General features: G+C 50.4%; 15 protein-coding genes. 4 read left to right on the top strand and 11 right to left on the bottom strand.

Translation table 11 applies throughout. From position 1 onward, the window contains the following. The 3 genes from OLTU_RS17050 to OLTU_RS33225 all read right to left on the bottom strand — a co-directional run. A partial coding sequence (locus OLTU_RS17050; protein ID WP_176736710.1) for an RCC1 domain-containing protein occupies positions 1-2,662 on the bottom strand: 2,662 nt, incomplete at its 3' end. Between the two features lie 9 nt (positions 2,663-2,671). Next, a complete protein-coding gene (locus tag OLTU_RS17045) occupies positions 2,672-6,127 on the bottom strand; it encodes an RCC1 domain-containing protein (RefSeq protein ID WP_176736709.1) in 3,456 nt (1,151 codons plus the stop codon). A 9-nt stretch (positions 6,128-6,136) separates the two neighbouring features. Next, positions 6,137-9,352, bottom strand: coding sequence for an RCC1 domain-containing protein (locus OLTU_RS33225; protein WP_501193714.1), 3,216 nt, complete (start codon positions 9,350-9,352; stop codon positions 6,137-6,139). A 697-nt stretch (positions 9,353-10,049) separates the two neighbouring features. Here OLTU_RS33225 and OLTU_RS17035 point away from each other — a divergent pair. Further along, positions 10,050-11,678 carry a DUF1588 domain-containing protein gene (locus OLTU_RS17035; protein ID WP_176736708.1) on the top strand — a complete coding sequence of 543 codons (1,629 nt, stop codon included), beginning with the start codon at positions 10,050-10,052 and terminating at the stop codon, positions 11,676-11,678. Positions 11,679-11,689: 11 nt separating this feature from the next. Continuing rightward, on the top strand, positions 11,690-13,015 hold the full coding sequence (locus OLTU_RS17030) for a DUF1552 domain-containing protein (protein ID WP_141733965.1): 1,326 nt from the start codon (positions 11,690-11,692) through the stop codon (positions 13,013-13,015). A 159-nt stretch (positions 13,016-13,174) separates the two neighbouring features. Here OLTU_RS17030 and OLTU_RS17025 read toward each other — a convergent pair whose 3' ends face one another. The 6 genes from OLTU_RS17025 to OLTU_RS17000 all read right to left on the bottom strand — a co-directional run bounded on the left by OLTU_RS17025 (position 13,175) and on the right by OLTU_RS17000 (position 22,069). Next, positions 13,175-13,576, bottom strand: coding sequence for a hypothetical protein (locus OLTU_RS17025; RefSeq protein ID WP_141733964.1), 402 nt, complete (start codon positions 13,574-13,576; stop codon positions 13,175-13,177). 710 nt (positions 13,577-14,286) lie between these two features. Beyond that, positions 14,287-15,507, bottom strand: a complete 1,221-nt coding sequence (locus OLTU_RS17020; RefSeq protein WP_141733963.1) for a hypothetical protein — start codon at positions 15,505-15,507, stop codon at positions 14,287-14,289. Between the two features lie 515 nt (positions 15,508-16,022). Further along, on the bottom strand, positions 16,023-16,253 hold the full coding sequence (locus OLTU_RS17015; protein ID WP_141733962.1) for a hypothetical protein: 231 nt from the start codon (positions 16,251-16,253) through the stop codon (positions 16,023-16,025). 474 nt (positions 16,254-16,727) lie between these two features. After that, positions 16,728-18,779, bottom strand: a complete 2,052-nt coding sequence (locus tag OLTU_RS17010) for an ATP-binding cassette domain-containing protein (RefSeq protein ID WP_141733961.1) — start codon at positions 18,777-18,779, stop codon at positions 16,728-16,730. Then, positions 18,776-20,008 carry an efflux RND transporter periplasmic adaptor subunit gene (locus OLTU_RS17005; protein ID WP_141733960.1) on the bottom strand — a complete coding sequence of 411 codons (1,233 nt, stop codon included), beginning with the start codon at positions 20,006-20,008 and terminating at the stop codon, positions 18,776-18,778. Before OLTU_RS17005 ends, OLTU_RS17010 begins: the two co-directional genes overlap by 4 nt. A gap of 1,230 nt (positions 20,009-21,238) precedes the next feature. After that, on the bottom strand, positions 21,239-22,069 hold the full coding sequence (locus OLTU_RS17000; RefSeq protein ID WP_141733959.1) for a hypothetical protein: 831 nt from the start codon (positions 22,067-22,069) through the stop codon (positions 21,239-21,241). Positions 22,070-22,716: 647 nt separating this feature from the next. Here OLTU_RS17000 and OLTU_RS32925 point away from each other — a divergent pair. Further along, positions 22,717-22,839: a hypothetical protein gene (locus OLTU_RS32925; RefSeq protein ID WP_281181238.1), complete on the top strand. Its 123-nt coding sequence runs from the start codon at positions 22,717-22,719 to the stop codon at positions 22,837-22,839. An 827-nt stretch (positions 22,840-23,666) separates the two neighbouring features. Here OLTU_RS32925 and OLTU_RS16995 read toward each other — a convergent pair. Further along, positions 23,667-24,563, bottom strand: coding sequence for a ricin-type beta-trefoil lectin domain protein (locus tag OLTU_RS16995; RefSeq protein ID WP_141733958.1), 897 nt, complete (start codon positions 24,561-24,563; stop codon positions 23,667-23,669). Between the two features lie 688 nt (positions 24,564-25,251). Between OLTU_RS16995 and OLTU_RS16990 the strand changes: the two genes are divergently transcribed. Then, on the top strand, positions 25,252-25,623 hold the full coding sequence (locus OLTU_RS16990) for a hypothetical protein (protein WP_141733957.1): 372 nt from the start codon (positions 25,252-25,254) through the stop codon (positions 25,621-25,623). 142 nt (positions 25,624-25,765) lie between these two features. Here OLTU_RS16990 and OLTU_RS32360 read toward each other — a convergent pair whose 3' ends face one another. Continuing rightward, on the bottom strand, positions 25,766-26,377 hold the full coding sequence (locus tag OLTU_RS32360; protein ID WP_218110081.1) for a hypothetical protein: 612 nt from the start codon (positions 26,375-26,377) through the stop codon (positions 25,766-25,768). Positions 26,378-26,383: the final 6 nt, after the last annotated feature.

Here is a 26,383-nt window from a genome sequence, read left to right as displayed (position 1 = left end):
CGTGGGCAGCGCCCGTCCGCAATTCGGTGAAGCGTTCATTGCTGGCAAGATTGGACGAGTCGATCACTGCCGGAACACCATGGCTGCTGTTCGTGCCATCGCCCAGCTGACCATAGGTTCCGTTACCCCAGCAGAAGGTTTTGCCATGGCTTGTGATTCCACAGCTGAAGGACGGATCGGCAGCCTTGCTTAGCGAGGTCTGCATAAACCGTTCGCCTGTGGCGAGGCCTGATGCATCAATGCTGCCCGGAATATTCCTATCCTCTGTGTTTCCGTCTCCCAGCTGACCGTTCTCGTTTGATCCCCAGCACAGCACGTTCCTTAAATTCGTTACGCCGCAGCCGTGGTCATATCCGGCCGTAATACGGGTGAATATATGTTCATCTCCAATCTCTGTTGTATCAACAGGCGAAGGTGCATTTTGGTCCATATTACTGCCCCCGTCTCCAAGTTGACCAAAGTAATCAGCCCCCCAGCAAAAAATGCGACCAAGGGTCGACACACCGCAGGTTTGGTCAAAACTGTAATGATCAGATACTTGGGTGAAGAACTCACCAGGTTGCATTCCTGATGTTTGCACAATCATTGGAATATAATAACTCGCGTTGTCACCCGTCCCTAACGAACCATAGAATCCATCACCCCAGCAAAAAACTCTGCCAAGGGTTGTTAAACCACAGCTATGGCCACCCCCGGCTCCTAGCTGGGCAAAATTCTCTCCAGAAGACAGAGCTGCGGTATTAACTGCAGTTGGAATATCCCAAGCTGTGTCATTCGCGGTGCCGAGCTGACCTTCATTGTTATCGCCCCAGCACAAAGCCCTGCCAAGGCTAGTCAAACCACAGGTATGAGTCCCCAATCCCGATGAAATTTGAACAAACCTTTCACCAGTCGCAAGCATGGAAGTGTCCGCAAGGGCAGGGATATCTTGATCGTCACCTGATCCATCTCCAAGCTGACCATCGGAATTATCGCCCCAACAAAGTAATCTACCCAGGCTCGTTATCGCACATGTATGATTATTTCCAGCACTGATGCTGACAAAAACCTCTCCTGGCGACAGTGTTGAAGTATCGATCGATGTCGGAATATCCGTTGCCACGCCCGAGTTTCCGTCTCCCAGCTGCCCGGTGTCGTTGCCTCCCCAGCAATAAGCTTTTCCAATGCTTGTCAAGCCACAAGTATGATCATCTCCTCCTGTAACTTGAGTAAAGCGCTCGCCGGGAGCTAAAAGTGAAACATCCACAGCTGTGGGGATGCTTCGGGCTGTCGTGCTCCCATCTCCAAGTTGCCCGTTACTATTATCGCCCCAGCAGTAGGCATTGCCAACAGTGCTAACTGCACAGGTGTGGGACCATCCTGCCGAAATCAGGCCTATTCGCTCGCCAATTGCAAAAGCCGTGTTGTCAACTTCCAGTGGGGCATCAGCGTCAACGTCACTTCCATCACCCAACTCTCCCCCACTATTGGACCCCCAGCAGTAGACTTGACCTTGGCTGGTCAGGCCGCATGTATGATCGCTTCCGACTGCTGCTTGAATGAATGGTCCATGAGCCTGGGTCATGCCCTGGATCACCATACCGCTGGAAGAGTCTGGATTGTCCTTGCTATTTACGGCACATATGCGAAAGCTGTACTGGGTATCCATGGATAGACCTTGGATTCTGTGGGACGTTCCATTGATTAGAGTCTCGTGGACCACCACGCCCGCCATACAGTTGGGCGGAGCGCTAGCTCCCGCGAGCCAGGCTATGCGATAGCCGTTTGTACTGCCCCCGCCGGAAGTCCACGATAGCCGGACAGAGGTGCCGTAAGGCGCAAGAGACAGTGAGACGGGATTCGGAGGAATACCTGGGAGAGGTGTTGAGGTTGATGTACTGACTCCACTCGATTCATCCGGATCAGTATTGCCATTGATTGCGCAGATGCGAAAGCTATAAGTGGTGCTTGGGTTCAATCCCTCTATGACATGCTTGACGCCGTCGATCAGCGACTCGGAAATAGTGGTGCCAGCCGAACAACTTGCTGGTGCTATATCGCCTGTCTGATAAGAGATCCGAAAGTCCATTGTACTGCCTCCACCGGAGGTCCAGTACACAAGAATTGAGCTGTCGCTCAAGCTGCTGGACAAAGGTGTTTCAGGATCAGGAGGCGGGGGATCGAACAGAATTTCTGGACATGCCTTGAGACCCTGTTGTTTGCGGCCTTGCTCATCAATATAATACTCGTCGCTGCACAAATCATTGGGATCAATATCTGAATAGCGTGGGAGGTTCGCTTCAATGATTATGAGTGGAAGTCGCCGATACTGGCGTCCCTTTTCATCTCTCTGAGTAGCCTCGTCGCTGCCGACCAGATTGTTGGCATATAATCGCGCCGTTGTCTCACCAAGATTCGCCGCGGCGGGAACAACAAAAGTGGCCTCCGTGGCTACAATGCGGACGGGATCCACACGGGTGCCTTGCAGCTGCATCCAGAGGCTCGCATTAAAAGCGCTTCCCTGAACCACAAGCTCCTCGCCAGGGGATACGAGGAACGGCGCTGAAGTCAGGGTTAGCACTTCGGGGGCACTGCCTGATATGGTCAGGGAAACATCCTTGCCGCAGGATGCCAAAACGAATGCAAGGCTACAGATTAATTTTTCACCTTTTATCCGGACCATGGACATTCCCTAAAAATTAGTTTTGTCGAGGAGAGTTGGAACACCACGATCAGTATTGCCGCCATCCCCGATCTGACCACGTGAGCCGGCCCCCCAGCAAAAGCCGCGGCCATGACTTGTAAGCCCGCAGGTCAGCGTCCCACCGGCGGTGATCTGACTGAACACCTCGCCACTGGCGAGCGATGAGACATCGACCGCAGTCGGTATCCCCTTGTCCGCAAGAGTGCTGCCATCCCCAAGCTGACCCGAACCGTCCGAACCCCAGCAAAAGCTCCGGCCATGGCTCGTGATGCCGCAGCCATGTGAAGCTCCGGCCGTCAGCCGGGTGAAGCGTTCGCCTGTTGCAAGGGAAGTCATGTCGAGTGCGGTCGGAATATTTTTGTCGGCAAGGGTGGCCCCGTCTCCCAGTTGACCTGAACTGTCTGAACCCCAGCAGAAGACATTCCTGAGACTTGTCAGACCACACATATGAAAGCTTCCGGCTTCGAGTCGGACGAAGCGCTCGCCCGTGGCCAGTCCTGAACTGTCAATGGCGGTGGGAGTGCTCTGATTGGCATTGGCGCCGCCATTGCCCAGGAGCCCCGCATCGTCCGCACCCCAGCAGAAGACATTGCCAAGGCTCGTCCGGCCACAGCCGGCATTGGCGGCCACAGCAATCTCATCAAAGACCTCACCGATGGCCAGGGCGGAGATATCAAGGGCCGTCGGAATATTTTTATTGGCATCCGGACTGCCATCACCAAGCTGGCCGGCACTGTCCGCACCCCAGCAGAATATATTGCCAAGGCTGGTCAAGCCGCAGGCGTGGGCAGCGCCCGTCCGCAATTCGGTGAAGCGTTCATTGCTGGCAAGATTGGACGAGTCGATCACGGCCGGAACACCATGGCTGCTGTTCGTGCCATCGCCCAGCTGACCATTGGTTCCATCACCCCAGCAGAAGGCTTTGCCATGGCTTGTGATGCCGCAGCTGAAGGACGGATCGGCAGCCTTGCTTAGCGAGGTCTGCATAAACCGTTCGCCTGTGGCGAGGCCTGATGCATCAATGCTGCCCGGAATATTCCTATCCTCTGTGTTTCCGTCTCCCAGCTGACCGTTCTCGTTTGATCCCCAGCACAGCACGTTCCTTAAATTCGTTACGCCGCAGCCGTGGTCATATCCGGCCGTGATGCGGGTGAATATATGTTCATCTCCAATCTCTGTTGTATCAACAGGCGAAGGTGCATTTTGGTCCATATTACTGCCCCCGTCTCCAAGTTGACCAAAGTAATCAGCCCCCCAGCAAAAAATGCGACCAAGGGTCGACACACCGCAGGTTTGGTCAAAACTGTAATGATCAGATACTTGGGTGAAGAACTCACCAGGTTGCATTCCTGATGTTTGCACAATCATTGGAATATAATAACTCGCGTTGTCACCCGTCCCTAACGAACCATAGAATCCATCACCCCAGCAAAAAACTCTGCCAAGGGTTGTTAAACCACAGCTATGGCCACCCCCGGCTCCTAGCTGGGCAAAATTCTCTCCAGAAGACAGAGCTGCGGTATTAACTGCAGTTGGAATATCCCAAGCTGTGTCATTCGCGGTGCCGAGCTGACCTTCATTGTTATCGCCCCAGCACAAAGCCCTGCCAAGGCTAGTCAAACCACAGGTATGAGTCCCCAATCCCGATGAAATTTGAACAAACCTTTCACCAGTCGCAAGCATGGAAGTGTCCGCAAGGGCAGGGATATCTTGATCGTCACCTGATCCATCTCCAAGCTGACCATCGGAATTATCGCCCCAACAAAGTAATCTACCCAGGCTCGTTATCGCACATGTATGATTATTTCCAGCACTGATGCTGACAAAAACCTCTCCTGGCGACAGTGTTGAAGTATCGATCGATGTCGGAATATCCGTTGCCACGCCCGAGTTTCCGTCTCCCAGCTGCCCGGTGTCGTTGCCTCCCCAGCAATAAGCTTTTCCAATGCTTGTCAAGCCACAAGTATGATCATCTCCTCCTGTAACTTGAGTAAAGCGCTCGCCGGGAGCTAAAAGTGAAACATCCACAGCTGTGGGGATGCTTCGGGCTGTCGTGCTCCCATCTCCAAGTTGCCCGTTACTATTATCGCCCCAGCAGTAGGCATTGCCAACAGTGCTAACTGCACAGGTGTGGGACCATCCTGCCGAAATCAGGCCTATTCGCTCGCCAATTGCAAAAGCCGTGTTGTCAACTTCCAGTGGGGCATCAGCGTCAACGTCACTTCCATCACCCAACTCTCCCCCACTATTGGACCCCCAGCAGTAGACTTGACCTTGGCTGGTCAGGCCGCATGTATGATCGCTTCCGACTGCTGCTTGAATGAATGGTCCATGAGCCTGGGTCATGCCCTGGATCACCATACCGCTGGAAGAGTCTGGATTGTCCTTGCTATTTACGGCACATATGCGAAAGCTGTACTGGGTATCCATGGATAGACCTTGGATTCTGTGGGACGTTCCATTGATTAGAGTCTCGTGGACCACCACGCCCGCCATACAGTTGGGCGGAGCGCTAGCTCCCGCGAGCCAGGCTATGCGATAGCCGTTTGTACTGCCCCCGCCGGAAGTCCACGATAGCCGGACAGAGGTGCCGTAAGGCGCAAGAGACAGTGAGACGGGATTCGGAGGAATACCTGGGAGAGGTGTTGAGGTTGATGTACTGACTCCACTCGATTCATCCGGATCAGTATTGCCATTGATTGCGCAGATGCGAAAGCTATAAGTGGTGCTTGGGTTCAATCCCTCTATGACATGCTTGACGCCGTCGATCAGCGACTCGGAAATAGTGGTGCCAGCCGAACAACTTGCTGGTGCTATATCGCCTGTCTGATAAGAGATCCGAAAGTCCATTGTACTGCCTCCACCGGAGGTCCAGTACACAAGAATTGAGCTGTCGCTCAAGCTGCTGGACAAAGGTGTTTCAGGATCAGGAGGCGGGGGATCGAACAGAATTTCTGGACATGCCTTGAGACCCTGTTGTTTGCGGCCTTGCTCATCAATATAATACTCGTCGCTGCACAAATCATTGGGATCAATATCTGAATAGCGTGGGAGGTTCGCTTCAATGATTATGAGTGGAAGTCGCCGATACTGGCGTCCCTTTTCATCTCTCTGAGTAGCCTCGTCGCTGCCGACCAGATTGTTGGCATATAATCGCGCCGTTGTCTCACCAAGATTCGCCGCGGCGGGAACAACAAAAGTGGCCTCCGTGGCTACAATGCGGACGGGATCCACACGGGTGCCTTGCAGCTGCATCCAGAGGCTCGCATTAAAAGCGCTTCCCTGAACCACAAGCTCCTCGCCAGGGGATACGAGGAACGGCGCTGAAGTCAGGGTTAGCACTTCGGGGGCACTGCCTGATATGGTCAGGGAAACATCCTTGCCGCAGGATGCCAAAACGAATGCAAGGCTACAGATTAATTTTTCACCTTTTATCCGGACCATGGACATTCCCTAAAAATTAGTTTTGTCGAGGAGAGTTGGAACACCACGATCAGTATTGCCGCCATCCCCGATCTGACCACGTGAGCCGGCCCCCCAGCAAAAGCCGCGGCCATGACTTGTAAGCCCGCAGGTCAGCGTCCCACCGGCGGTGATCTGACTGAACACCTCGCCACTGGCGAGCGATGAGACATCGACCGCAGTCGGTATCCCCTTGTCCGCAAGAGTGCTGCCATCCCCAAGCTGACCCGAACCGTCCGAACCCCAGCAAAAGCTCCGGCCATGGCTCGTGATGCCGCAGCCATGTGAAGCTCCGGCCGTCAGCCGGGTGAAGCGTTCGCCTGTTGCAAGGGAAGTCATGTCGAGTGCGGTCGGAATATTTTTGTCGGCAAGGGTGGCCCCGTCTCCCAGTTGACCTGAACTGTCTGAACCCCAGCAGAAGACATTCCTGAGACTTGTCAGACCACACATATGAAAGCTTCCGGCTTCGAGTCGGACGAAGCGCTCGCCCGTGGCCAGTCCTGAACTGTCAATGGCGGTGGGAGTGCTCTGATTGGCATTGGCGCCGCCATTGCCCAGGAGCCCCGCATCGTCCGCACCCCAGCAGAAGACATTGCCAAGGCTCGTCCGGCCACAGCCGGCATTGGCGGCCACAGCAATCTCATCAAAGACCTCACCGATGGCCAGGGCGGAGATATCAAGGGCCGTCGGAATATTTTTATTGGCATCCGGACTGCCATCACCAAGCTGGCCGGCACTGTCCGCACCCCAGCAGAATATATTGCCAAGGCTGGTCAAGCCGCAGGCGTGGGCAGCGCCCGTCCGCAATTCGGTGAAGCGTTCATTGCTGGCAAGATTGGACGAGTCGATCACGGCCGGAACACCATGGCTGCTGTTCGTGCCATCGCCCAGCTGACCATTGGTTCCATCACCCCAGCAGAAGGCTTTGCCATGGCTTGTGATGCCGCAGCTGAAGGACGGATCGGCAGCCTTGCTTAGCGAGGTCTGCATAAACCGTTCGCCTGTGGCGAGGCCTGATGCATCAATGCTGCCCGGAATATTCCTATCCTCTGTGTTTCCGTCTCCCAGCTGACCGTTCTCGTTTGATCCCCAGCACAGCACGTTCCTTAAATTCGTTACGCCGCAGCCGTGGTCATATCCGGCCGTGATGCGGGTGAAAACATACTCATCCCCAAGCTCTGTTGTATCAACAAGCGAAGGTGCATTTTGGTCCGTATTACTGCCCCCGTCTCCAAGTTGGCCATCTTGGTCATCGCCCCAACAGACGGCGCGACCGAGGGTCGTCAGACCACAACTATGGTCAGTTGAAGACGAAACGTTGGTAAAAAGCTCGCCAGTCTGTAATCCTAAATTGTAGACTGCTGTGGGAATATTATAATTAGCGTAATCACCCGTTCCTAATTGGCCTTCATAGTTGGCGCCCCAGCAAAGAATCCTTCCAAGGGTTGTTGCGCCACAGCTGTGTAACCCTCCACTTTCAATCCGAGTAAACCGCTCACCAGACGCCAGAGAAGTATCATTAACGGCTGTGGGAATATTCGAATTCGTGGTGTTCGCGATTCCAAGCTGACCGCTACTATTACTGCCCCAACAAAAAGCCCTGCCAAAGCTAGTCACACCGCAAACATGAAAGTGTCCTGCTTCAACTGAGACAAAACTTTCGGTTCCCTCAAGAGATGACATATCAACCGAGGCAAGATTGCTGCGACTTGTCGTGGTTCCGTCTCCTAACTGGCCGGAAGCGTTATTACCCCAACAAAAGACATTTCCATGGGTCGTTAGTCCGCAGGTATGAGAGTCGCTCGAGGAAAGCTGAGAGATTTCCTCACCCACGGCCAGGGCAGAAACGTCAACAGCTGTGGGTACGTTGGAATAACCAGAGCCCCAACAAAAGACATTTCCATGGGTCGTTAGCCCGCAGGTACGATAATCGCCCGTGGATATCCTGGAAAATCGTTCGCCGCTGGAGAGGGCTGAATCGTCTACAACCACAGGAATATTCCGGGCTGTGGTTGTGCCATCCCCAAGCTGGCCCGAGTCATTGTCGCCCCAGCAAAATGCTTTTCCATGGTTTGTTAACCCACAGGAATGTCGAATCGCAGCTCCAAGCCAAACAAAATGGTCACCAATCCCCAAACCTGAGACGTCAATAGCACCAGGGATATCCGGGCTATCTGCATTTCCATTGCCCAATGCACCATGGTAATTTCCACCCCAGCAATATGCTTTTCCAGTACTCGTCAATGCACAAGCGTGATGATCTGATCCGGAGATTTGAACAAGAGGCTCTTGAGTGCGCGTGGTTCCTTGAATCGTCACGCCGCTGGAAACATCGGGCGTTCCCTTGCTATTCACAGCACAAATACGAATGCTATACTGAGTTTCAAATTGAAGCCCTGTCACTGAATGGGACGTTCCACTGATGTCAGACTCCGGGATAATATTTCCGTCCAGGCAGCTTGCCGGAAATGAAGACCCAGGGAGCCAAGCAATGCGATAGCCGCTTGCGCTACCGCCTCCGGAGGCCCAAGTTAGAGCCATCGAAGTACCAAGGGGGCGAATGGATGGAGATACGGGATTGGGAGGAGCAGGAATAGACACGGGGGACGCAGCAGTTGCGATTGTTGCGGTTACCCCGACAGATTCATCTGGATTATCGCGGCCGTTGATTGCGCAAATGCGAAAACTGTAGTTTGTCTCCGGGAGCAATCCATCCACTCTATGACCCGTCCCGTTGATTAAGGACTCAGATATTCTGGTTCCCAGGGTGCAATTTTCTGGGGCGACTGAACCTGTCTGATACGCTATCCGATAATCCTTCGTGCTGCCACCACCTGATGCCCAATACAAAAGAATCGTACTATCACTCAAACTGCTGGCCAGGAATGTTTCCGGGTTTGGAGGAGGCCCTTCAAGCAACGAGTCTTCCGAGCAAGACTTGAGTCCTCGCTGCTGGCGACCCTGCTCATCGATGTAAACGACATCGCTGCACAATTGGTCAGGATCTGTATCAGGATAGTGTGGAAGACTCCCATCTACAATTGTAAGTGGAAGCAGATAATAAAGAGCCCCGTCCTCGTCTTTGAGTGTCGCGGAGTCACTGCCTGCGATGTTACTGGCATATAATCTTGCGTTTGTCTCGCCATAGTTGGCCGTCTCGGGGATAATAAAGGCCGCTTCAGCTGCGGCAAGAAGGTGAGGATCCATGCGGCTTCCCTGCAGCTCCATATATACGCTGGCATTGAATCCATTTCCCTGAACCTTAAATTCCTCTCCAGGTGATACCACACGCGGCGCTGAAACCTGCGTTAGAGCATCAGGAGCCTGACCGGACATGACAAGGGATACATCCTTTCCACAGGAGATAAGCAGGCACGCCAAGCCAGAAACCGCTCCATTAAGAATCTTGTCTCGCTTCAGCTGCATGGGCCTTCCATCCGGTAAGGATTCGCAAAACGATGCGTAAGAGCATTAGCGACCATTTTGGGTAAAAGGTTGAGGTTTGCCACTAACATGCCGAAATATTTGAACAAATATACAAGTCTTGGCATGGCCTGAGGATTCCGCTACGGAATAAGTTAGAGATGATCGGCGTGCATGATGAAGGCTTGTACAACTTAAAGATTTATTTATGCCTGCCTTTATTATCGGTCTTCTCTGCCTCCTGTAAATTCGATAGACAATGTGGGATTGGATCGTTAAATGCGTGTCATCTCCTGAACGACACATCTATTCCTTCTTGCCAAGCGAATCATACGGAATCAAAGTAAAACAGTTTACGAACATCATGTGCACTAATGTGTTGAAACCATTTCCATTTCATGGCACGTGAATTGCTTTGGCGTGGACTGTGACGTCGACTGTAAGCAAAAAGCGTGAATGCTATAACTTGAAGAGGATGACGATGTCCAAACGCATTCGAATGATATTCTGCCTTCTTTTTTTTGTTGCTTGTCATAGCAGTTATGACGATTTTAAGAAAGGATTCAAACAAAGGAACACGGATACAACCGGATTCGTTGATTCTTCAACGGATCGAGGGAAAGTCAATTATCCTGCCCCTAAACCTCATCACTTGCGCAAGCTGACCAATCAACAATACAAAAACTCAATTCGTGATGTGCTTGGCGTTACTATCTCTGAAAATGTCCTTACAGATCAAAAACAAGATGGCCTAATCTCTATAGGGTCCTCGCAAGCGACAGTATCCCCATCGGTAGTGGATAAATTGCATGAAACATCGCTTGCTGTTGCTGATAAATTTATAAAAAGTCCAGATCTGCTTAAGTACCTTCGATGCGATTGCAAAAGTAAACAGATATCCGATGAATGCCTTCATGAGGTAGTCAAGGAAGTCGGCACTCGCCTGTTTAGAGAACCACTGTCAAAAGAACAAATAGGTGCATATAGCAGTTTAGCCACTAGCGCTAAGAACATATTGGATACCGACATGTGTGAGGGCCTTAAGTTTCCAATTGCGGCAATGCTTGAGTCTCCCAACTTTCTTTACATTAAAGCTTTGATCGATGCAAATGAGTCGAAGAACTTCAGTATTGCCAATTTTCTAGCTTTTTTCTTGTGGAATACCGGTCCTGATCAGCAGTTGATAGATTTGGCGCGTAATAATAAGTTAACCGATCCAAGAATCCTTGAAAAGCAAGTGGATCGCATGCTGGCCTCTGCAAATGCTCATGAGGGTATCATGCGATACTTTAATGAGATCTTCGACCTTGATCGGTTGCCTGGGGGAAGCAGTGATGCTACTGCAGATGGCAAAGCCAAACTTCAAGCGGCGATGCGGCTTGAAATTGAACATTTCTTAAAGATGCACCTTGCTTATGGATCGGGTGATCTGAGGGAGATACTCACGTCACCAAGAACAATGGTTAATGGACCGCTGTCAGAGATATATGGGCTCAGTGTAAGTGGCGACCAGTTTACTGAAGTGACATTGCCTGAGTCGCAAAAACGTATTGGCATTCTCGGTAAAGCCGGCTTGTTGAATATGTTTTCGCATGGCGATAGAACATCGCCTACTTTAAGGGGGAAATTCATCCAGGAAACCTTTCTCTGCGAAACGGTCCCGCCACCTCCAAGCATGGATGAGATTGAACCTGGTGAGCAATCTGAATATAAGACCATGCGAGAACGATTATCGATTCATGTTAGTGATCCAACTTGTGCATCCTGCCATAAAACAATGGATCCCTTCGGCTTAAGTTTGGAGATCTTTGATGCCTCCGGGAAATATCGGAGTGAGGACAATGGCAAGCCCATCATGACTGCAGATAAAATCGATGGCATCGAATTCAGTGATCCTATGGACCTCGCGGGAAAGCTGGCTGAGTTCGACCAGACACAAAGATGCCTGGTGAATCACTTTGCAAGAATAGCGACAGGTAAAAATCTTACCAAAACTGAGGAGCGAAGGTGGATCGAGCAGTTGGCAAAGAACCTCAAAAAAAATGATTTTAAGATTAGGTCGCTCATGAAGGCCATTGCGTTGGAGACCAGCCAAAGCCTTTTAAACTAGGAGATTCGGAAATGTCCAAATTAGTTCTTTCAAGACGTCATATGTTAAAGGGTTGCCGCAATGGGTTGGTATGTTCATTGGCATTACCCGTGCTGGATATCATGCTGAACAACAGCGGCGAAGCTTTTTCGGATGACAGCCCGTTCCCGACCCGTTTTATCTTATTCTTTTGGGGGAATGGTGTCAGACCAGAGACTTTTTATCCTGCACAAATTGGGGCTAATTACCAATTATCGACTTCATTGGCTCCATTAATGCCGGTCAAGGACTACGTAAGTGTGCTTTCAGGATTTAATGGTTCGTCCGGGACAGGGCAGCACGCAGCTGGGGTCTGTGCTTTGCTTTCGGGCTCTCCATACACATACAGTGGTCCGCCGAAGAACTCGACCATAGATCAATTCGTTGCAAGCCATTTAGGGAAAAGCTCGCTTTTTCCTTCACTGGAAATTGGGGTGTCCAAGGCACTTTATTTTGAGAATTTGCCGTTTTACAATTCAATATCCTGCCGGAATGGTTTGTACAATCCTGTCGAGTTCGATCCCAAGAATCTATTCAATCGGTTATTCGCTAATTTTGGAATAGATGAAGCAAAGCGCCAAAAATTAATGAATGAAGGAAAGGTATCAAGGAGTGTTGTCGATTTGGTCAAGGAAGATGGTAAAAGATTGAAGAAATTATTAGGTCTTGAAGATCAAAAGCGCATCGATGCTCATCTTGAAAGCGTATTTCAACTGGAAAAAAGGCTCGAAAAGCAGGAAAAATCCGAAGCCGACCAATGCAAGATACCTGGCACTCCGCCTATTTCCAATATCGGTAGCCGACAAAGCGAAAATGTAAAAGAGATCAATCGAGCCATGGCGGAAATTGTGGCATTGGCATTCTCTTGTGATCTGACTCGAGTTGCGACGATCCAATTCAGTGGACCAGCAGCAAATACCCTATTCCCTGATATATCCAGTACCGATCATCATTCAGCCACACATTCCCCAAATCTACAGAATGCGGTTTCGTCAATGACTACGCGCATTATGGAGCACTTTTCAGAGTTGTTGCAGGTTCTCAAAAATACTGCTTTAGGCACAGGTAATCTTTTGGATTCAACCTTGATCTATGCTACTTCGGAAATGTCCATTGCTGAAACGCATAGTACTGTAAATCATCCTATATTGATTGCGGGTAAGGCTAATGGAGCACTTAAATATCCTGGAATACACGTAGCCGGCAATGGCCTTGGCACTGATTTGGCATTGGCAACTATCGTTAAGGCGCTCAAGTTGCCTTTGGATAGTTATGATCTTCGTAATAAGAATACTGTAAATGAGCTATTGAATGTTTAGAAGCGAACTGGTCGCGATGGGGCTGTTCGTGAGATGACTGCAGGCCTAGGAGGGGTACCGTATTGAGATATAGGACCGGCCTGCGGGTCCATACGGCGGAAGGCAAAGAAGAGCGAACGTTTGCAGTTTTAGGTGGAAGCCGAAACTATCGAGGATAAGCTATTTGCAATTCGAACTATCCATTCGGATAATGTACTCGTTATCTCTCGCCGAAAAAATCATTTCAAAACCTTCATCCCTGATTTGGCTATCAAGGACCGAATAAGTGCTTCGCTCTCCCTGTTTATCCGCGACAGCAAGTTTAAATTTACCTTTATCATATTCCCAATCGATAACGATGTCGTTCGCAACGGAGGGAATATTAAGCTTTAGAACGTCGCTGTTCCCTTGCGAGAGATCCATGCATGCATCAGTCAGTACCGAGTCAGGTTTTGCCTCTTCTCTGATCGTGACAATCACATTCCCGTTACTTTTCTGGGCCGCGTATTCTCCATCGCCACAGGCAAGGAGCACAGGGATGAATGTTAGACTAAATAGATGGATAGGGACCTTGATGCTCATACTTAATTGTTCCTTTCAAGAGTATTCCTAAGTTTTAACTCAAGAGACCATAAAACCAATCATTCAGTAACAAGTGATATATGAAAATTCGGTTTGAAATCCGAATTGAGTGTTTTGGCTAAGGCCATCAAGATCGAAAATGATAAACGCGTTGGTGGTAGCGACTCCCATGGTCTAGCAGATACCAACTAAAACATGTTTTTGCTAATGGCAATGCCTTTCCATTGTTCGTTAACGAGCCTCGGAAGTGCCCGCTCGTGTTGCTCTTCTTCACTGCTGGACGTGCCCTTCGAATGCCATCGCTCAAGGCCTTGGGTATGACTGAAGGGGCGAAATAATTTTTGGTGAGATGAAGTGTCAATCAAAGATACTGGCAGCTGCCACCAAAAGCTCAAAGGCAGCGTGTCGCCATCTCGAAGACCGGGAACCAGAGGAACGAAAAACACATCCATGTTATCCATGGGCTGGGAGTCGAGGGAATTTGACGGTAATATCTCAATCCTGGCCTGTGGCAGGGTCGCTGGGCTTCGGCTGGGGGGATGACTGCTATGGGCAACTGGGATGGTGGCGGGAATGTCGATCAAAGTACCCCAGTCTCTTTAGACAAGACAACTATCTAAAGAGACCAGGCTCATGCTGGTATCATGGGGAACCGGATGAGGAGAAGGCGCCAGAGACCAAGGTATCCGATCCGCAAACGGACGATGATCTCAGTTCGTGGCAGCCGCTTGGCGTGCGAAGAAGTCCTTCAGTATAGCCAGATTATTCTTTTCCGCAAATTTATCGGCTGCATTTTTCTCCTCAACAGCTATTTTTTCCTTATAGGATGCGACTTTGCCTTCCTCAATATCGATCAAGCCCCGAATCTGTACTAAAATCAAAAATTTGATCGAATCCTGAACCCTTTTCAAATGCGTGACGCGCCCTATGGATTCATTACGCTTTACTTCCTTATCATCCAGGTCAGCCTTCTTCTGCTTCCGTGTGTCTGAATTTGTTCCTATGGCATTCTTTTTGTTTTGGATCAGACCTGGCAATTGTTTCTCCCTTGGGGTATCGATATTTCCGGCTTTTTCCAGGGTCAAGACTTCCAGATAGAACCCATTCAACTCCATTTTATCCTGAGTGATCAAAATATCCAGTTCTTTGAGTTCACCCTTAAGCTTCTCAATATCTTCTTCTATCTGACGCTGATTGCCCCTTTCCTCTTCAATAGCCTTAGACGCTGCAAAGTATTCCTTAAGCCTGACGTATCTGGGATACTCTTGGATTCTACCCGCTCTCACCGATAAATCAGCATAATTGTACTCCCGCCATAGTGGAGCTTCTGTCTTTATAAGTGTGTCATAGTGCTTCTTGGCCTCATTTTCCGCAAGATTCTTATTATACTCATGATCGCTTTTCCGTTTCTCCGCGGCTGCAATGGCTGTATCTGCAAGGCTAATGGCATCATCCAGGTTAGAACCGACGATTTGTTGAGTGAGAACATCGACTGCCGTGCGCGCTTCCAGAAGCAGCGCCGCGTCTATGCTACTATTGGAAGCGGGCGGAGGCGTCTCAGGCTCATCCTTAGGCTTATCATTAGGATCAGTAGGAAGAGTAGGTTCAGTAAGATCAGGATTTTCTTTATTGGTATCAGTGCTCTCTTCCGCAGTCTCGGGATCCTTCACCGCCTTGGTTTTCTTGTCCTTGCCACAGGCGATAAGGGCCAGCGAGAGAGTGATTCCGAGCACATAGGATTTTTGCAGTCTCATTCTTCCAATACTCCGTAATTTGGCAGATATATACTCCCCCCCATGGGGAATATCTAGCACTTCAAGCTTTAGCACGTCACTTAACTCTTGCATCTGGTGGTTTTCGAAAAAGCGCGCCGTTTTAAGGCACATTTTGATGTTTGAACACATGCATTCGCAGCCGAGACTGAAAGCCATCAACAGGCACCACAATACTTGCCTGGTTCGTCGTTCTCTCAGCTCGAATTTTGAGATTTTGGGGCTTCTTGGATGGGCGCCTCATCTTTACTTTGGACTTGAAGAACTAGAACCAATAGCTTCATGCAGATGCTTCCTGTACTCAACGCTATAAGAGCGGTCGGGCTGAATTTAGCAAGTCTCTTCATAATATTCGTTTTCCACTCGAAAAAAAAACGCCACAAAAGCTTGTAGGGCAAGCTGTTCAATAGCTATAGCTGGATGGATTTAACTATGCAAAGAGATTTTTTATGATTGTTCAAAAAGCGGTTTAGAGGAAATCCTGCTTCGTTAACGCCTCACAGATTTTGTGTGTCTCAGCCAAATATTTGCTAACAGGAGTGTAGCAAGTGAACCTAATCCCCATTCCGAACGTTACGCAATCTTCGTGTTAACCATCGTCACTTTACACGGCATGGATACGACTTCCAAACAACAATACAGACTTTTCTTCTTCGTTAACGAACTTGTCCTGCTCAATACGGCTTTCTGCTGCCGACCGACTGATTGCCTCCGACTCCAAAGGGGTCGAAGGCCGCTCGGGCCTGGCTGGCGTCGGGGATAGTCAGAAGATCCGAGCTGCTGCTATTGGGGCCGAAGGCGATGCCTTGCAGAACGTCCGCGGCCGCGGGTAAACTGAGTTGTCCCTGTACGCCACCCAGTTTTGCCGAAGCCAGGATTTTCGGAGCCGCATCGGCGAGCTTCAAGGCTCGGAAGGTCTGATTCGTGATGCAATCTTTTTCCCGTCGTGATCACAGGGTGTGGGTTCGCAGATGCGGCTGCCCTTTATGACTTTGCCGTTCGGACCTATGAGGGACTTGCGTTTGCAAATTCGGATGGATTGTCGAGGTCGCAGGGTCGAGAATTTTTCGGGTGGTGTAATAGAATCGCGTGTCGATGCCTTCGCCCTTTGCAGGCTCGTTTTCTCTGGTGGCTTTCGACTGGGATAAGTCGCTGGGGTTGTCGACTTGGAAGGCTTTCAATCATACCTCGGGTCAGACTCGAGCCGTCCTTGTGGATGCAGGATTTTGGAGCCAAGCAGCTTTACCTCCTATCGCGGATCACCCATCGAGCGGTGGATCGTCACCCGGCGGTGTCCAGGAATCCAAAATTTAGTCATCTTGTATGAGATGTCATTTCGAAATCGGTTATATTCAAAACCTGATTTCGAAGACGTCCTATCATTCACTCCGCAGGGCTTCACTGGGGTCCAAACTCGATGCACGCAGGGCGGGCATCATACCGAAGCTCATGCCGCAGACCACGGCCGTGCCAAGGCCGAGGATCAAACCCAGGGGATTGAGCAGCATCTGATTCGGTATGATTTCCGGGAGAGCTGCGTGACCGATGAAGCCGACAAGGTTGCAGAAGACTGCGCCGACCAGGGTGCCGACGATGCCGGACGCAACGCAGAGGAGCATGCATTCCACCAGGAACTGCTGCAAGATGTGGGAACCGGTGGCGCCGAGCGCCTTGCGCAGGCCGATCTCCTTGATCCTTTCGGCAATCGTGACCAGCATGATGTTCATAATGCCGATGCCGCCGACCAGGATGCAGAGGCCGCCGATCAATGCGGTCAGAGCCTGGAAGATGGTGACAAAGAGCATGATCCTGCTCATGAGCTCCTCGGGCACCTCGACCTGGAAGGGGTATTTCATCCCGGTTTTCAGCTTCAGATAATTAGCGACCGCATTCGCCAGCCAGCGGTGCGAGACACCCGGTTTCGGCACCACCGAGAGCCAGGTGCTATGCTTTTCGTTCGTGTAATGCATGAACAGCGAGAGCGGGACATAGACCTTGGTATTGGCATCACGATCGACGAAGCTGGTCTCGCGCTGGCCGATCACTCCGATAATACGCACGGGGGTCTGCAGCTGTCCGCGCAGGATGATGGTTTCTCCCACGGGAAATTTCGGATTATTATAGCGTCCGGGATAGTGGGCACGAAATGTGCCCTTGGCGAAATCCGAACCGACCAGGGCGACCATGCCGTTATTCTGGAACTCATGCGGCGCAATCATGCGGCCAGCGGTGAGCTTCATTCCTTGATCAACGAAGTCTTGCACGTTACCCAGACTGCCGACCTTCACTTCTTTGGAAACGCCCCCAACCAATGCATTCTGATAGAAATCGTTCAAGAGCATGGAGATGTGGCCGTAGTCAGCGAAGGTCGCCCGCATGCGGGGAAGATCCTGGTCGATATGCAGACCCTGCCAGTAGCCATTGGAGTTAGTATATGAGGCCTGGTAGTTCAGACCCACATAGATGCGGTCACCACCGGCGCGATTGAAGATCTTGATGATCACATCCTGGGCGGCGGTGCTCAGAGTCAGCATGGTGGTGATGGAAGTTACGCCGATGACGAGGCCGAGGCAGGTGAGGGCAGTGCGCAGCTTTGCAGCCACCAGCGTCTGCCAGGCTTGGCGCAAAGGGGCCAGGGCCCGAAAGTTCGATAGCCAGCTGGATCGCGGCACGTCAGTGGCTGCGGAATCAATCAGGGTCGTGGCTTCGAGATTCAGACCGACTTGCTGCTGATCGGTGATGATGCAGCCGTCCTTCAGATCCACCCGGCGTTTGGCGACCCGGGTCACTTCCGGATCGTGGGTGATCAGAATCACTGTGCGACCTTCCTGATGCAGCTGGGCGAAGATCTTCATCACCTCGGTCGAGCTGTGGGAATCGAGGGCGCCGGTCGGTTCGTCGGCCAGTATCACAGCTGGATCAAGGAGCAGGGCTCGGGCGATCGCGGCCCGTTGTTTCTGCCCGCCGCTGAGATTGGTCGGCATTTTCAGGGCCTGGTTCTGGATCCCGAGTCGACCGAGCAATTCCATCGCCCGTTGCTGATAGCGAGCCCGTTCGTGCGCCTGGGGCCGTGGTTGCATATAGTTCAGAGGGAGCAACACGTTTTCCAGGATCGTGAGGCGCGGTAGCAAATGAAATTGCTGGAAGACGAAACCGATGGTACGGTTGCGCAGGGCGGCCAACAAATCGGCTTCGAGGCTGGCGGTGTTTTCGCCGTCGATGGCGAAGACCCCGTACTGGGCCGTGGCCAGAGTCCCTAAGAGATTCATCAACGTGGATTTGCCGGAACCCGAAGCCCCCGTGATGGCGACGAATTCGCCCTGGTAGATCTGCAGCGTGATGCCTTTCAGGGCCAGAAAAGTCGTCGCGTCCCGACCGTAGCGAAACGAGAGATTTCGGATATCAATAAGCGCCGGCAGATCCTGTTTCACTGCTTCACCGCCTCCTTGGTTGCAGTGGTCTCAGAACTTGTGGCGACTTCGAAGACCTGCGGCGAGGCGAAGTCGATGTCCAGCACTTCGGCTCCTTCAGCAAGGCCCGAAACGATTTCAACCTCGGTGTCGCTGATCGCCCCGACCTGCACGGGAAGGAAGCGGAAGCCGTTGGGGTCGCTGCTGTCATTGACGCGGACATAAGATTGGTTTGGTAGTATCAAAACGCAGGAAACCGGCAGGGTCAAAACATTCTGCTGCTCGGCAAAGACCAAGTCGACGGTGGCATTCATCTCCGGGAGCAGACGGCTATCGCGCTTGTTGAGGCTAACGTAGACATCGAAGTAGGTGTAACCGGCTTTCTGATCGGCACGTCCCTGGCCCCCAATCTGCTCGACCGTGCCTTCATAAGCGATCTTGGGATAGGCGTCCAGCCGCACTTTCACGGGCTGGCCCTGCTTCACCAGGTAAAGATCGGCTTCCATTACTTTGATGCGGACTTGCAGATCGGTCATGTCCGAGACCACCATCACCATGCGCTCATTGCTGCCGCTGACATCGGTGGAGCTGCTCATGCCACCGCCTCCCAGCACGAAGTCTCCTGGACGCTTGTCGATCAGTGAGACGATGCCTTGGGTGGGCGAACGCACGTAGACGAGACCCGTCGTAGCCGCCGAATCGCGAACATCAGGTGTGGCTTGAGAGAGACCCAGGCTGTTTTCCAGGATGGCGAGACGCTCACGGGATGACGTCAGCTCGATTTTCTTTTTCTCTAGTTCGGTCTTCTCCCGGGCGACGATATCGCGACCGATCAAATCGCGGACGGAGTTCTTGTTCCTTATCAGCTTTGTTCCGGATTCCACTTCCATATCGAGGGCGCGGACGCGGTTGCGGAGGTCCATCAATTCGGTTTGACCAGCTGCCTCCAATTGCATTGTGAACAAGAGGTCATTCGGTTGGACCTGGGCGCCTTCCTTCACGTCGATCGCCACGATTCGACCAGATTGCTGGGCGGTGATCACCGTGGTCTTTTCCGGCATCGTCTTGCCAGAGAGCTGCAACGACTGGGTGATGTTCCGGCGCTCAACCTTGAAAAGCTTGTCTTTATGATCGCCGTCGCCCCGAGTTCTGGTTAAGGATACCATCGCGGTGGTCAGGGTAATTATCCCTATCGAGAACCAGATCACCCAGCGGCGCGGCAACCTGCGTGTTTGCAATCCCTTAATCATACACTTCCTTTAATCTGTGAAGGCGATCCGAATCCACGTGTATACTTGTGGCTTTTTTACGTTCTTTAAGCAGCTTGTAAGACCGCGCTGAGAATGTCTCGCCTAACTTTAGGGTGGATATGCCCGCCTACGATACCGCAGTTTGAGCTTTCGCTTTTGCAGGCAACTTCAGATAGAGCAGTACAACAATTGTGTAGAGACCGAAAAGACAGGGCATCGCCGTAAAACAGTGTTTTTTGCGTGGCATTTTGGTGATCCCAGGCGCAGATATTCCCTTGATTCTTGAAATGTTGTTTCGATCGACCAGCGCATTGTATAAGCCTCAATAATTTCATGTTGGAGCATCGATGTGTCGGTCGTATAAGAATATTCATCCGGATGCGCTCCAGTGAGATCGTGAAGGAATGCCCACGAGACCTCGACCAACTCCTGTCTTGTGCCAGTAGCCTTTTCCACTGACCACCTCAATTGATCGATGATGGGCGATCTGTAGATGAAATATCAACTGTCTGAAAATTTGGGAAGAGAAATGTTTGATGGCTATTTGCAATCTTTCCTCATGGCACCCCAAAACAAAGAAATAATTTCCGGGTATTGATCGCTAGCAGAGTGAATTTTCAGGCCTAACTCCGCGCATACAAGCATTCAGCCGCAACGATTTTGAGAACTAAGATAAATCTAAAGTATCTGAAAATGATCAACTCGTTAACGAAGCGCATCGCAGCAAGTCCATGAAGTCCGGTAGCTACACCTGGATTCCTATTTTTATTTCAATGTGAACATATTGCTTCTCGATTCATTAACGAAGTGTCAAACAGAGAGTTGGCATAAACGAGGCGTATAATGGCTTGAGTTCGCCGTTCCGCAGTAGCAGGAGTTTACAATTGCAGCGAAAGGTGTATTGTGCTCATCGGTGGCAACATACGGAGTCTGTTGCCGGGAAGATGTATAATCTGGTACTTCGATTGATCTGGGAGGATACTCTGGCTGAACATCAAGCAACATTTGTATTTGAGTGTGAACGCACGTCATGCTCACTGCCTCACTCTCTGGCATGAGCCAATGATCCTCCACCTGGATCTCTCGTCATCTGGCGTGGGCTCATGAAGTTGAATGATTCAATGTCTTGCTCTGTCAGGGTTTGAATCGAATTCTTATGAATACCCGTCTGGAAACCAATCCAGCCTGATCGTATCCTGCCTCCATCACCCACAGATGCGGGGCGAGTGCCTACTCCCCATTATAAGATTCCGGATCCAGGCTACGGAGATAAGCTATTATTCCAGATTTGTCATCAGCATTGGCAAAGGTCATCTTATGCGGAATTACTGACGTTTTCTTGTCGTCTGAGTTTACCCCAGTTTCAATAAACGAGAGCAACCCAGCATCGGTATATGATGCGATAATAGAGGGTGAATGGTTATGAGCCTGTTCTGATCTATGGCATGTAGTGCATGCAGGCGACGGGGTGGCTCCTTCAACGGCCGTGTTATAGCGGGCTTTGCCAGTATTCCTTTGAGCAACCGTATAGGGAACAATCAACATGGGCACTGTCATTTCTATAGTACCATATTTGATTTTGACAGCAGTCATACCGGTTTTGAGCGTCGTCAGTATGTACTTGGTCCACTTTTTGTTCCCATCATTGAGTTCCCGACCGCTCGAAGAAACAAAAGCGTCATCAGTTACCACTGTCAACTTTTTATTCTCTGCATCAACTGCTGCATTATATTCGGCACTGCCATACAAATCTTTAATCTGTTCTTTAGTTAGCTCGACTGATTCTGGCAATTGACTGGATAAATAAGGATCAATCATCACCCTAAATGGGTAGTTCCCGCTGAATCCCGTAAATATGTTTTCAGGTTTCATAATGAATTCCAATTTCCAAGTCATCTTGCTTATCAATTCTGGAACGTTAAAATCATTTTCAGAAACATTTCCTGTTTTGGCGACATTATCTTCTGTATACCCTTTGACGTTTTTGGAAGAGCATGACCAGATATTGACTGAAAAAATAAGGGAATGGAACAAAATCGAAACTTTTTTCTTACTGCGCATTTCAATATTCCTTAGATACATGTGACTATCCTTCGACCCAACAACAGCGAGAGTTTTCAACTTCCATAATGCAGTTTCGGTGCCACGGAAGCACAGAATTCATCATCACTTCGAATTTGAGCGTGAATCACAAAAATAGAATTCTTAGATGATGGTTTTCCCAAAGAAAAAGCCTAAAACGTCGAGCCAGCTCATCGCTGATGAACCCGAATTCCCCTCGCAATTCCTGATGACTTTTTAAAGAAGCTGAAGATACCTGAGGTTAGGGTATTTAGCTGGAAGGGTACGCAGGCTCACCGGTTGATTATCATCAAGTGGTGACTGCGAATGTTTACTATATTTTGACGCTGGCAAATCTTTATTAATTGCCTAAACAAAACTTTACTTCGATTGTTTCCGGCACCGAGCGCCGGTTAATCTCCGTCAGTTCCGATACGAGACCTCTGAAGAGCTTGGCAAAAAAAAAGGAGCGGCTTGAAACGATGTTTCCCCGTCCCAGGGTTCGTAAGAGGAAGGTATCCATCGTGATGGGATGCTCAGATAAGAAATAGTCCTCTCGAAAGGAGGGTGAGTGGAGTTGGTCGCGGCTGCTGAAGCGAGTCTTTGCGGTATCTGTCGCATTGTGCGCAGTGGCCAAGGACCTGGTCATGACATCGACAGTGCAGTATCGGGAGTCGAACCAGCGTTTGGTGAGGCATATGGGAATGGCTTGCGCTCCATTCGGCAGCGGTGAGAACGACGGCGAGACGGAACTCATGCAGAATGCCTAGAGCATGGTCGGACTCATGGACTATTCCGTATTCGAAATTTTCCCGACTGGTTGAGTTTGGACTGGAGGAGCTTCGTAGGCGCATGGATGGCATCTTTATGTGGCTGTATCGTCCAACGTAACTACTCCCCCTTATAATCTGATCGCTCATTTCAATGGATATGTCCGGAGCAGTGACATTATCGCAGTCGTTCCACCCAATGAGCTTAAGTTCGATGTGCGGAAGCCAGGTGCTGTTTACAAGTCTTTGAACAGTCATCCTGTCTTCGCGCGAAAGCGTTGGATTTGGTATGAAACAGACAACGATTGTTTCTTTCTGCCAGAGTATATCAGCCGCATAGAGGCCTTTGACAGCCGAAACGGGCGTTTCCTTAGTAGAACATCCGAATACCAAAAAGAAAGCCGTCACGAGTGGGAAAGTAAGCTTCATTTTTTTCCCCTGAACAAGTTAATCGGTTGCGATCCGTGATCAGATCGATCGCAAGAACTGCTATGCAGTCGAAGCGTGCTATTGCAATGCATGAGCCGCGCGAAGAAACTTGAGATTGCATTGATTTAAGCTTTCACGGTGTATCCGCTAGTCTGTCAAGCGTTGAAAAGATAAACGATCGGTGAAGTCATTCGTTAATGGAATTGAAGTTTGTTAGAATTGATTCTGACCTTTTGAAGTCAGACCTTGAGGACATGAGCTCGGCATTAGGCATGAAAAAGCCAGGAGAGAAAGTCCTCTCCTGGCACGTGCTGAAAAAACTCAGCTGTTGGTTCAACCTATGTGAACTTCAGGCCATCAGGGCGGGCTGCTAGGCATGCTTTGCCATGCCCCATTTATCAGAATTTTGGGAGTGCCGAATTGTTACCGTTTGCGATCCAGGTGAAAGTCAATGCGAATTGGGAGTTGCAATTGGTCAATACCATGTTGTTGGCTGTGTCATATGCCATGCAATTTCCCGACCAGCGATTACGGAATTTAACGCGCCCACCGACGTTAATGGATTCCCAGACCTTATCGGTGGTGTTGGTGCATGTTTTCTGGACTATTGCTGACCCGACAGCCGATCCCAATGTTGCTATGCACTTGTTCGAAATTCGAGATCTGAGGTAGAAATAGTTTTGTCCTGGGAGGTAAGCGAATTGTTGGTTCAGGCCAGGGGTCCGGCATGTGAGCCCCATGATTCGAGCATTTTCAGCGACGCTGCTATTAGCGACATCCAGACACATGTTGCCAAAGCGGACAAAGTAGTACGGCGCTGCAGAACTATTGGACGCTGTTCCTGTGGGCTTCACGTTGTTCACGGACTTTGCCTGGGCTTCCAACTTCTTCTTCTCTTCTTCGAGCTTCTTGTTGCTTTCACTGAGATTTTTCTTTTCGCTTTCCAATGCATCAACCTGATCCTTTAAGGCCTTTTTCTCGTCCTCAGATAGTTTGTCTTCCTCAGCATCCATGTTTTTCAGGTCCTGGATCTCTTTGTCCTTTGAGTCGATGATCTGCTGGTTAGTGCTGATCATTGAGTCCTTTTCAGCCATTGCATCCAGGAATTCGTTGATCCGTTTGCTTTGCTCTTTATACTGTTCTTCCAGTTCATCGAGGCGTTGGCTCTCGGCAGTAGGCTTTTGGACGAGATCTTTGCCTTCCTTGTTAAGTTGAGGTGGTCTGGCTGGGCTTGAACAACCCAGTAGAATGGTTGTGCTTGCCACCCAAAGGGCTCGGGACGGAATGACTTTCATGATGTTAATCTCCAGATGGATCGGTGCTGTAAATTGCCTAATCGTATTTCATGATTCATGCCAGAATTTTTCATTCGCCGTTTGATGGATCGTGCTGTTGGATCATGAACAAAGTGAAGGTCTTCCACATTTCCTTAACGGACTGGTGGACGTCCTAAGTGCGAACGATGGGTGCATTCGTGATAAGCATGGTTCGGCAATGCTCCGCACGGGAATCCCTTGCTTCGCGAGCTTACCCTTGGTATGGGAATCATTTATCAACAGTTTAAGGGCTGTTTCGACCTCAACACAGATAACTTTGGAGTACTGGCAAAGGGCATGCTCCCAGCTTGTGTCGCAGTTGACACTTCTTTTGCCGTGTTTTTATTTACGATTCGCATGGATTAGGTCGTGGAGCTTAGGGAAAGCGTAAACACTGAGCGCACCAAGGACACTCCATAAACAATACTTAAGATTGATATTCAGATCCCCGACACTCCGACTGGTTGATCTGGCTGAACCGAATTTTGAGCGGAGTTGATCGTCTTTCGGATATGAGACTCCTTCGCAAAGTTCGCCAAAATCCCCCTCCTGGGCTACAGAAGGGGTCTGCTGCTCCTTTGGGGCTGCTTCGGGAGCTTGACGTTGATCGCTTACAGTATGGCGCTGAATCGATTGGGGGCAGGGGCTGCCACTTTCCTGCTGGGGAATGCTGTCGGATATTGCGGCGGCGATGGCTTATGCCCTGGTCGGTACACGCTTCATGGGCGAGACGACCATTTCCATGATGTTTTATTGGTCTCTTGTCAATCTCATGGTCCATCTGATTTTTCTGGCATTTCAGCCTATCGCGTGGCCCGAGACCTTCCCTGCTCTTGGCATGCTCATCGTATCGGGCATGCTCGCATCGCTCGGTCAGTACTGGGTCACGGCCTCCTATCAAGTCAAGAATAATGGTCTGATAGGGCTTAATTCCTATCTGAGCTGTGTCATGAGCATGGTCGTGGAAATCGCTTGGGATGGCTGCAATGCGCGCGACGTGCAGGGCGTTTGGCGGGGATGCTCAGATCCGGAACAATGAAAGTGGCCCGGGCAGTGAGCTTACGCTGCGATTCAAAAGGAAACGGCTGTCAGCATAGACGAGCCGACTAAAGGCAACAGGTACTGTGAAGCCTTGGCGGGCTACCCATCAGCGCGTCCAGCTGGCACCGTGACGGCGGCCTTTAATCGTCCTCGCTCTCAGCTTCATGGCATTCGCTGCCCTCATGCTCCGTATCATCATGGGTCAAATCCAAATCATCATCCGCGTTGTCTTTATCCTCGCCTGACCCATCTCCCTTTTCATCACCGTCATCATCATCTTCTTCCGCTTTTATGGGACAGGGTTTAGCGACCTTATTATCTGCAACGGCATCACCGTTAGTGGTTTCCGGACCTGCGACGGCAGCCTCAGTCTTGCTGTTGGACTTTTTTCCCACAAGCCCCTGTAAGCCATTGCAGCCAGCGGCAGTCAAACTCAGAATCAGGGCTAAAAGCATGGAATCACGCATGAATTGTCTCCCGTCTCCGGGTTGGAATTGGTTGGAATGGAATATATACAAAAAAACGTATCGGAATTTTCTGGGAAATCTGAAAACGCGCGCATAAGCGCCATGTATTACAGGGCGATAGCTTCCCAATTCCGCCTTTATCTTGTGCAAAAATGTCCTGATCGTCCCCAGGCACAGTCGGATCAAAACGCATCCACCGTGATCTGCACATGCGCCGTCTTCGTGCTGCCAAACCCAGGATTTTCCTGAATTTTGTAGAAAGCAAACCCGCAAATCCTCAATCATTCTCCG

Origin of the sequence: Oligoflexus tunisiensis (genome assembly GCF_001748245.1) — a bacterium.
In the GTDB taxonomy this organism is placed as follows: Bacteria; Bdellovibrionota_B; Oligoflexia; order Oligoflexales; family Oligoflexaceae; genus Oligoflexus; species Oligoflexus tunisiensis.
The sequence above is the reverse complement of the archived record's forward strand: the minus strand, read 5'-3'. Positions and strand labels throughout refer to the sequence as shown.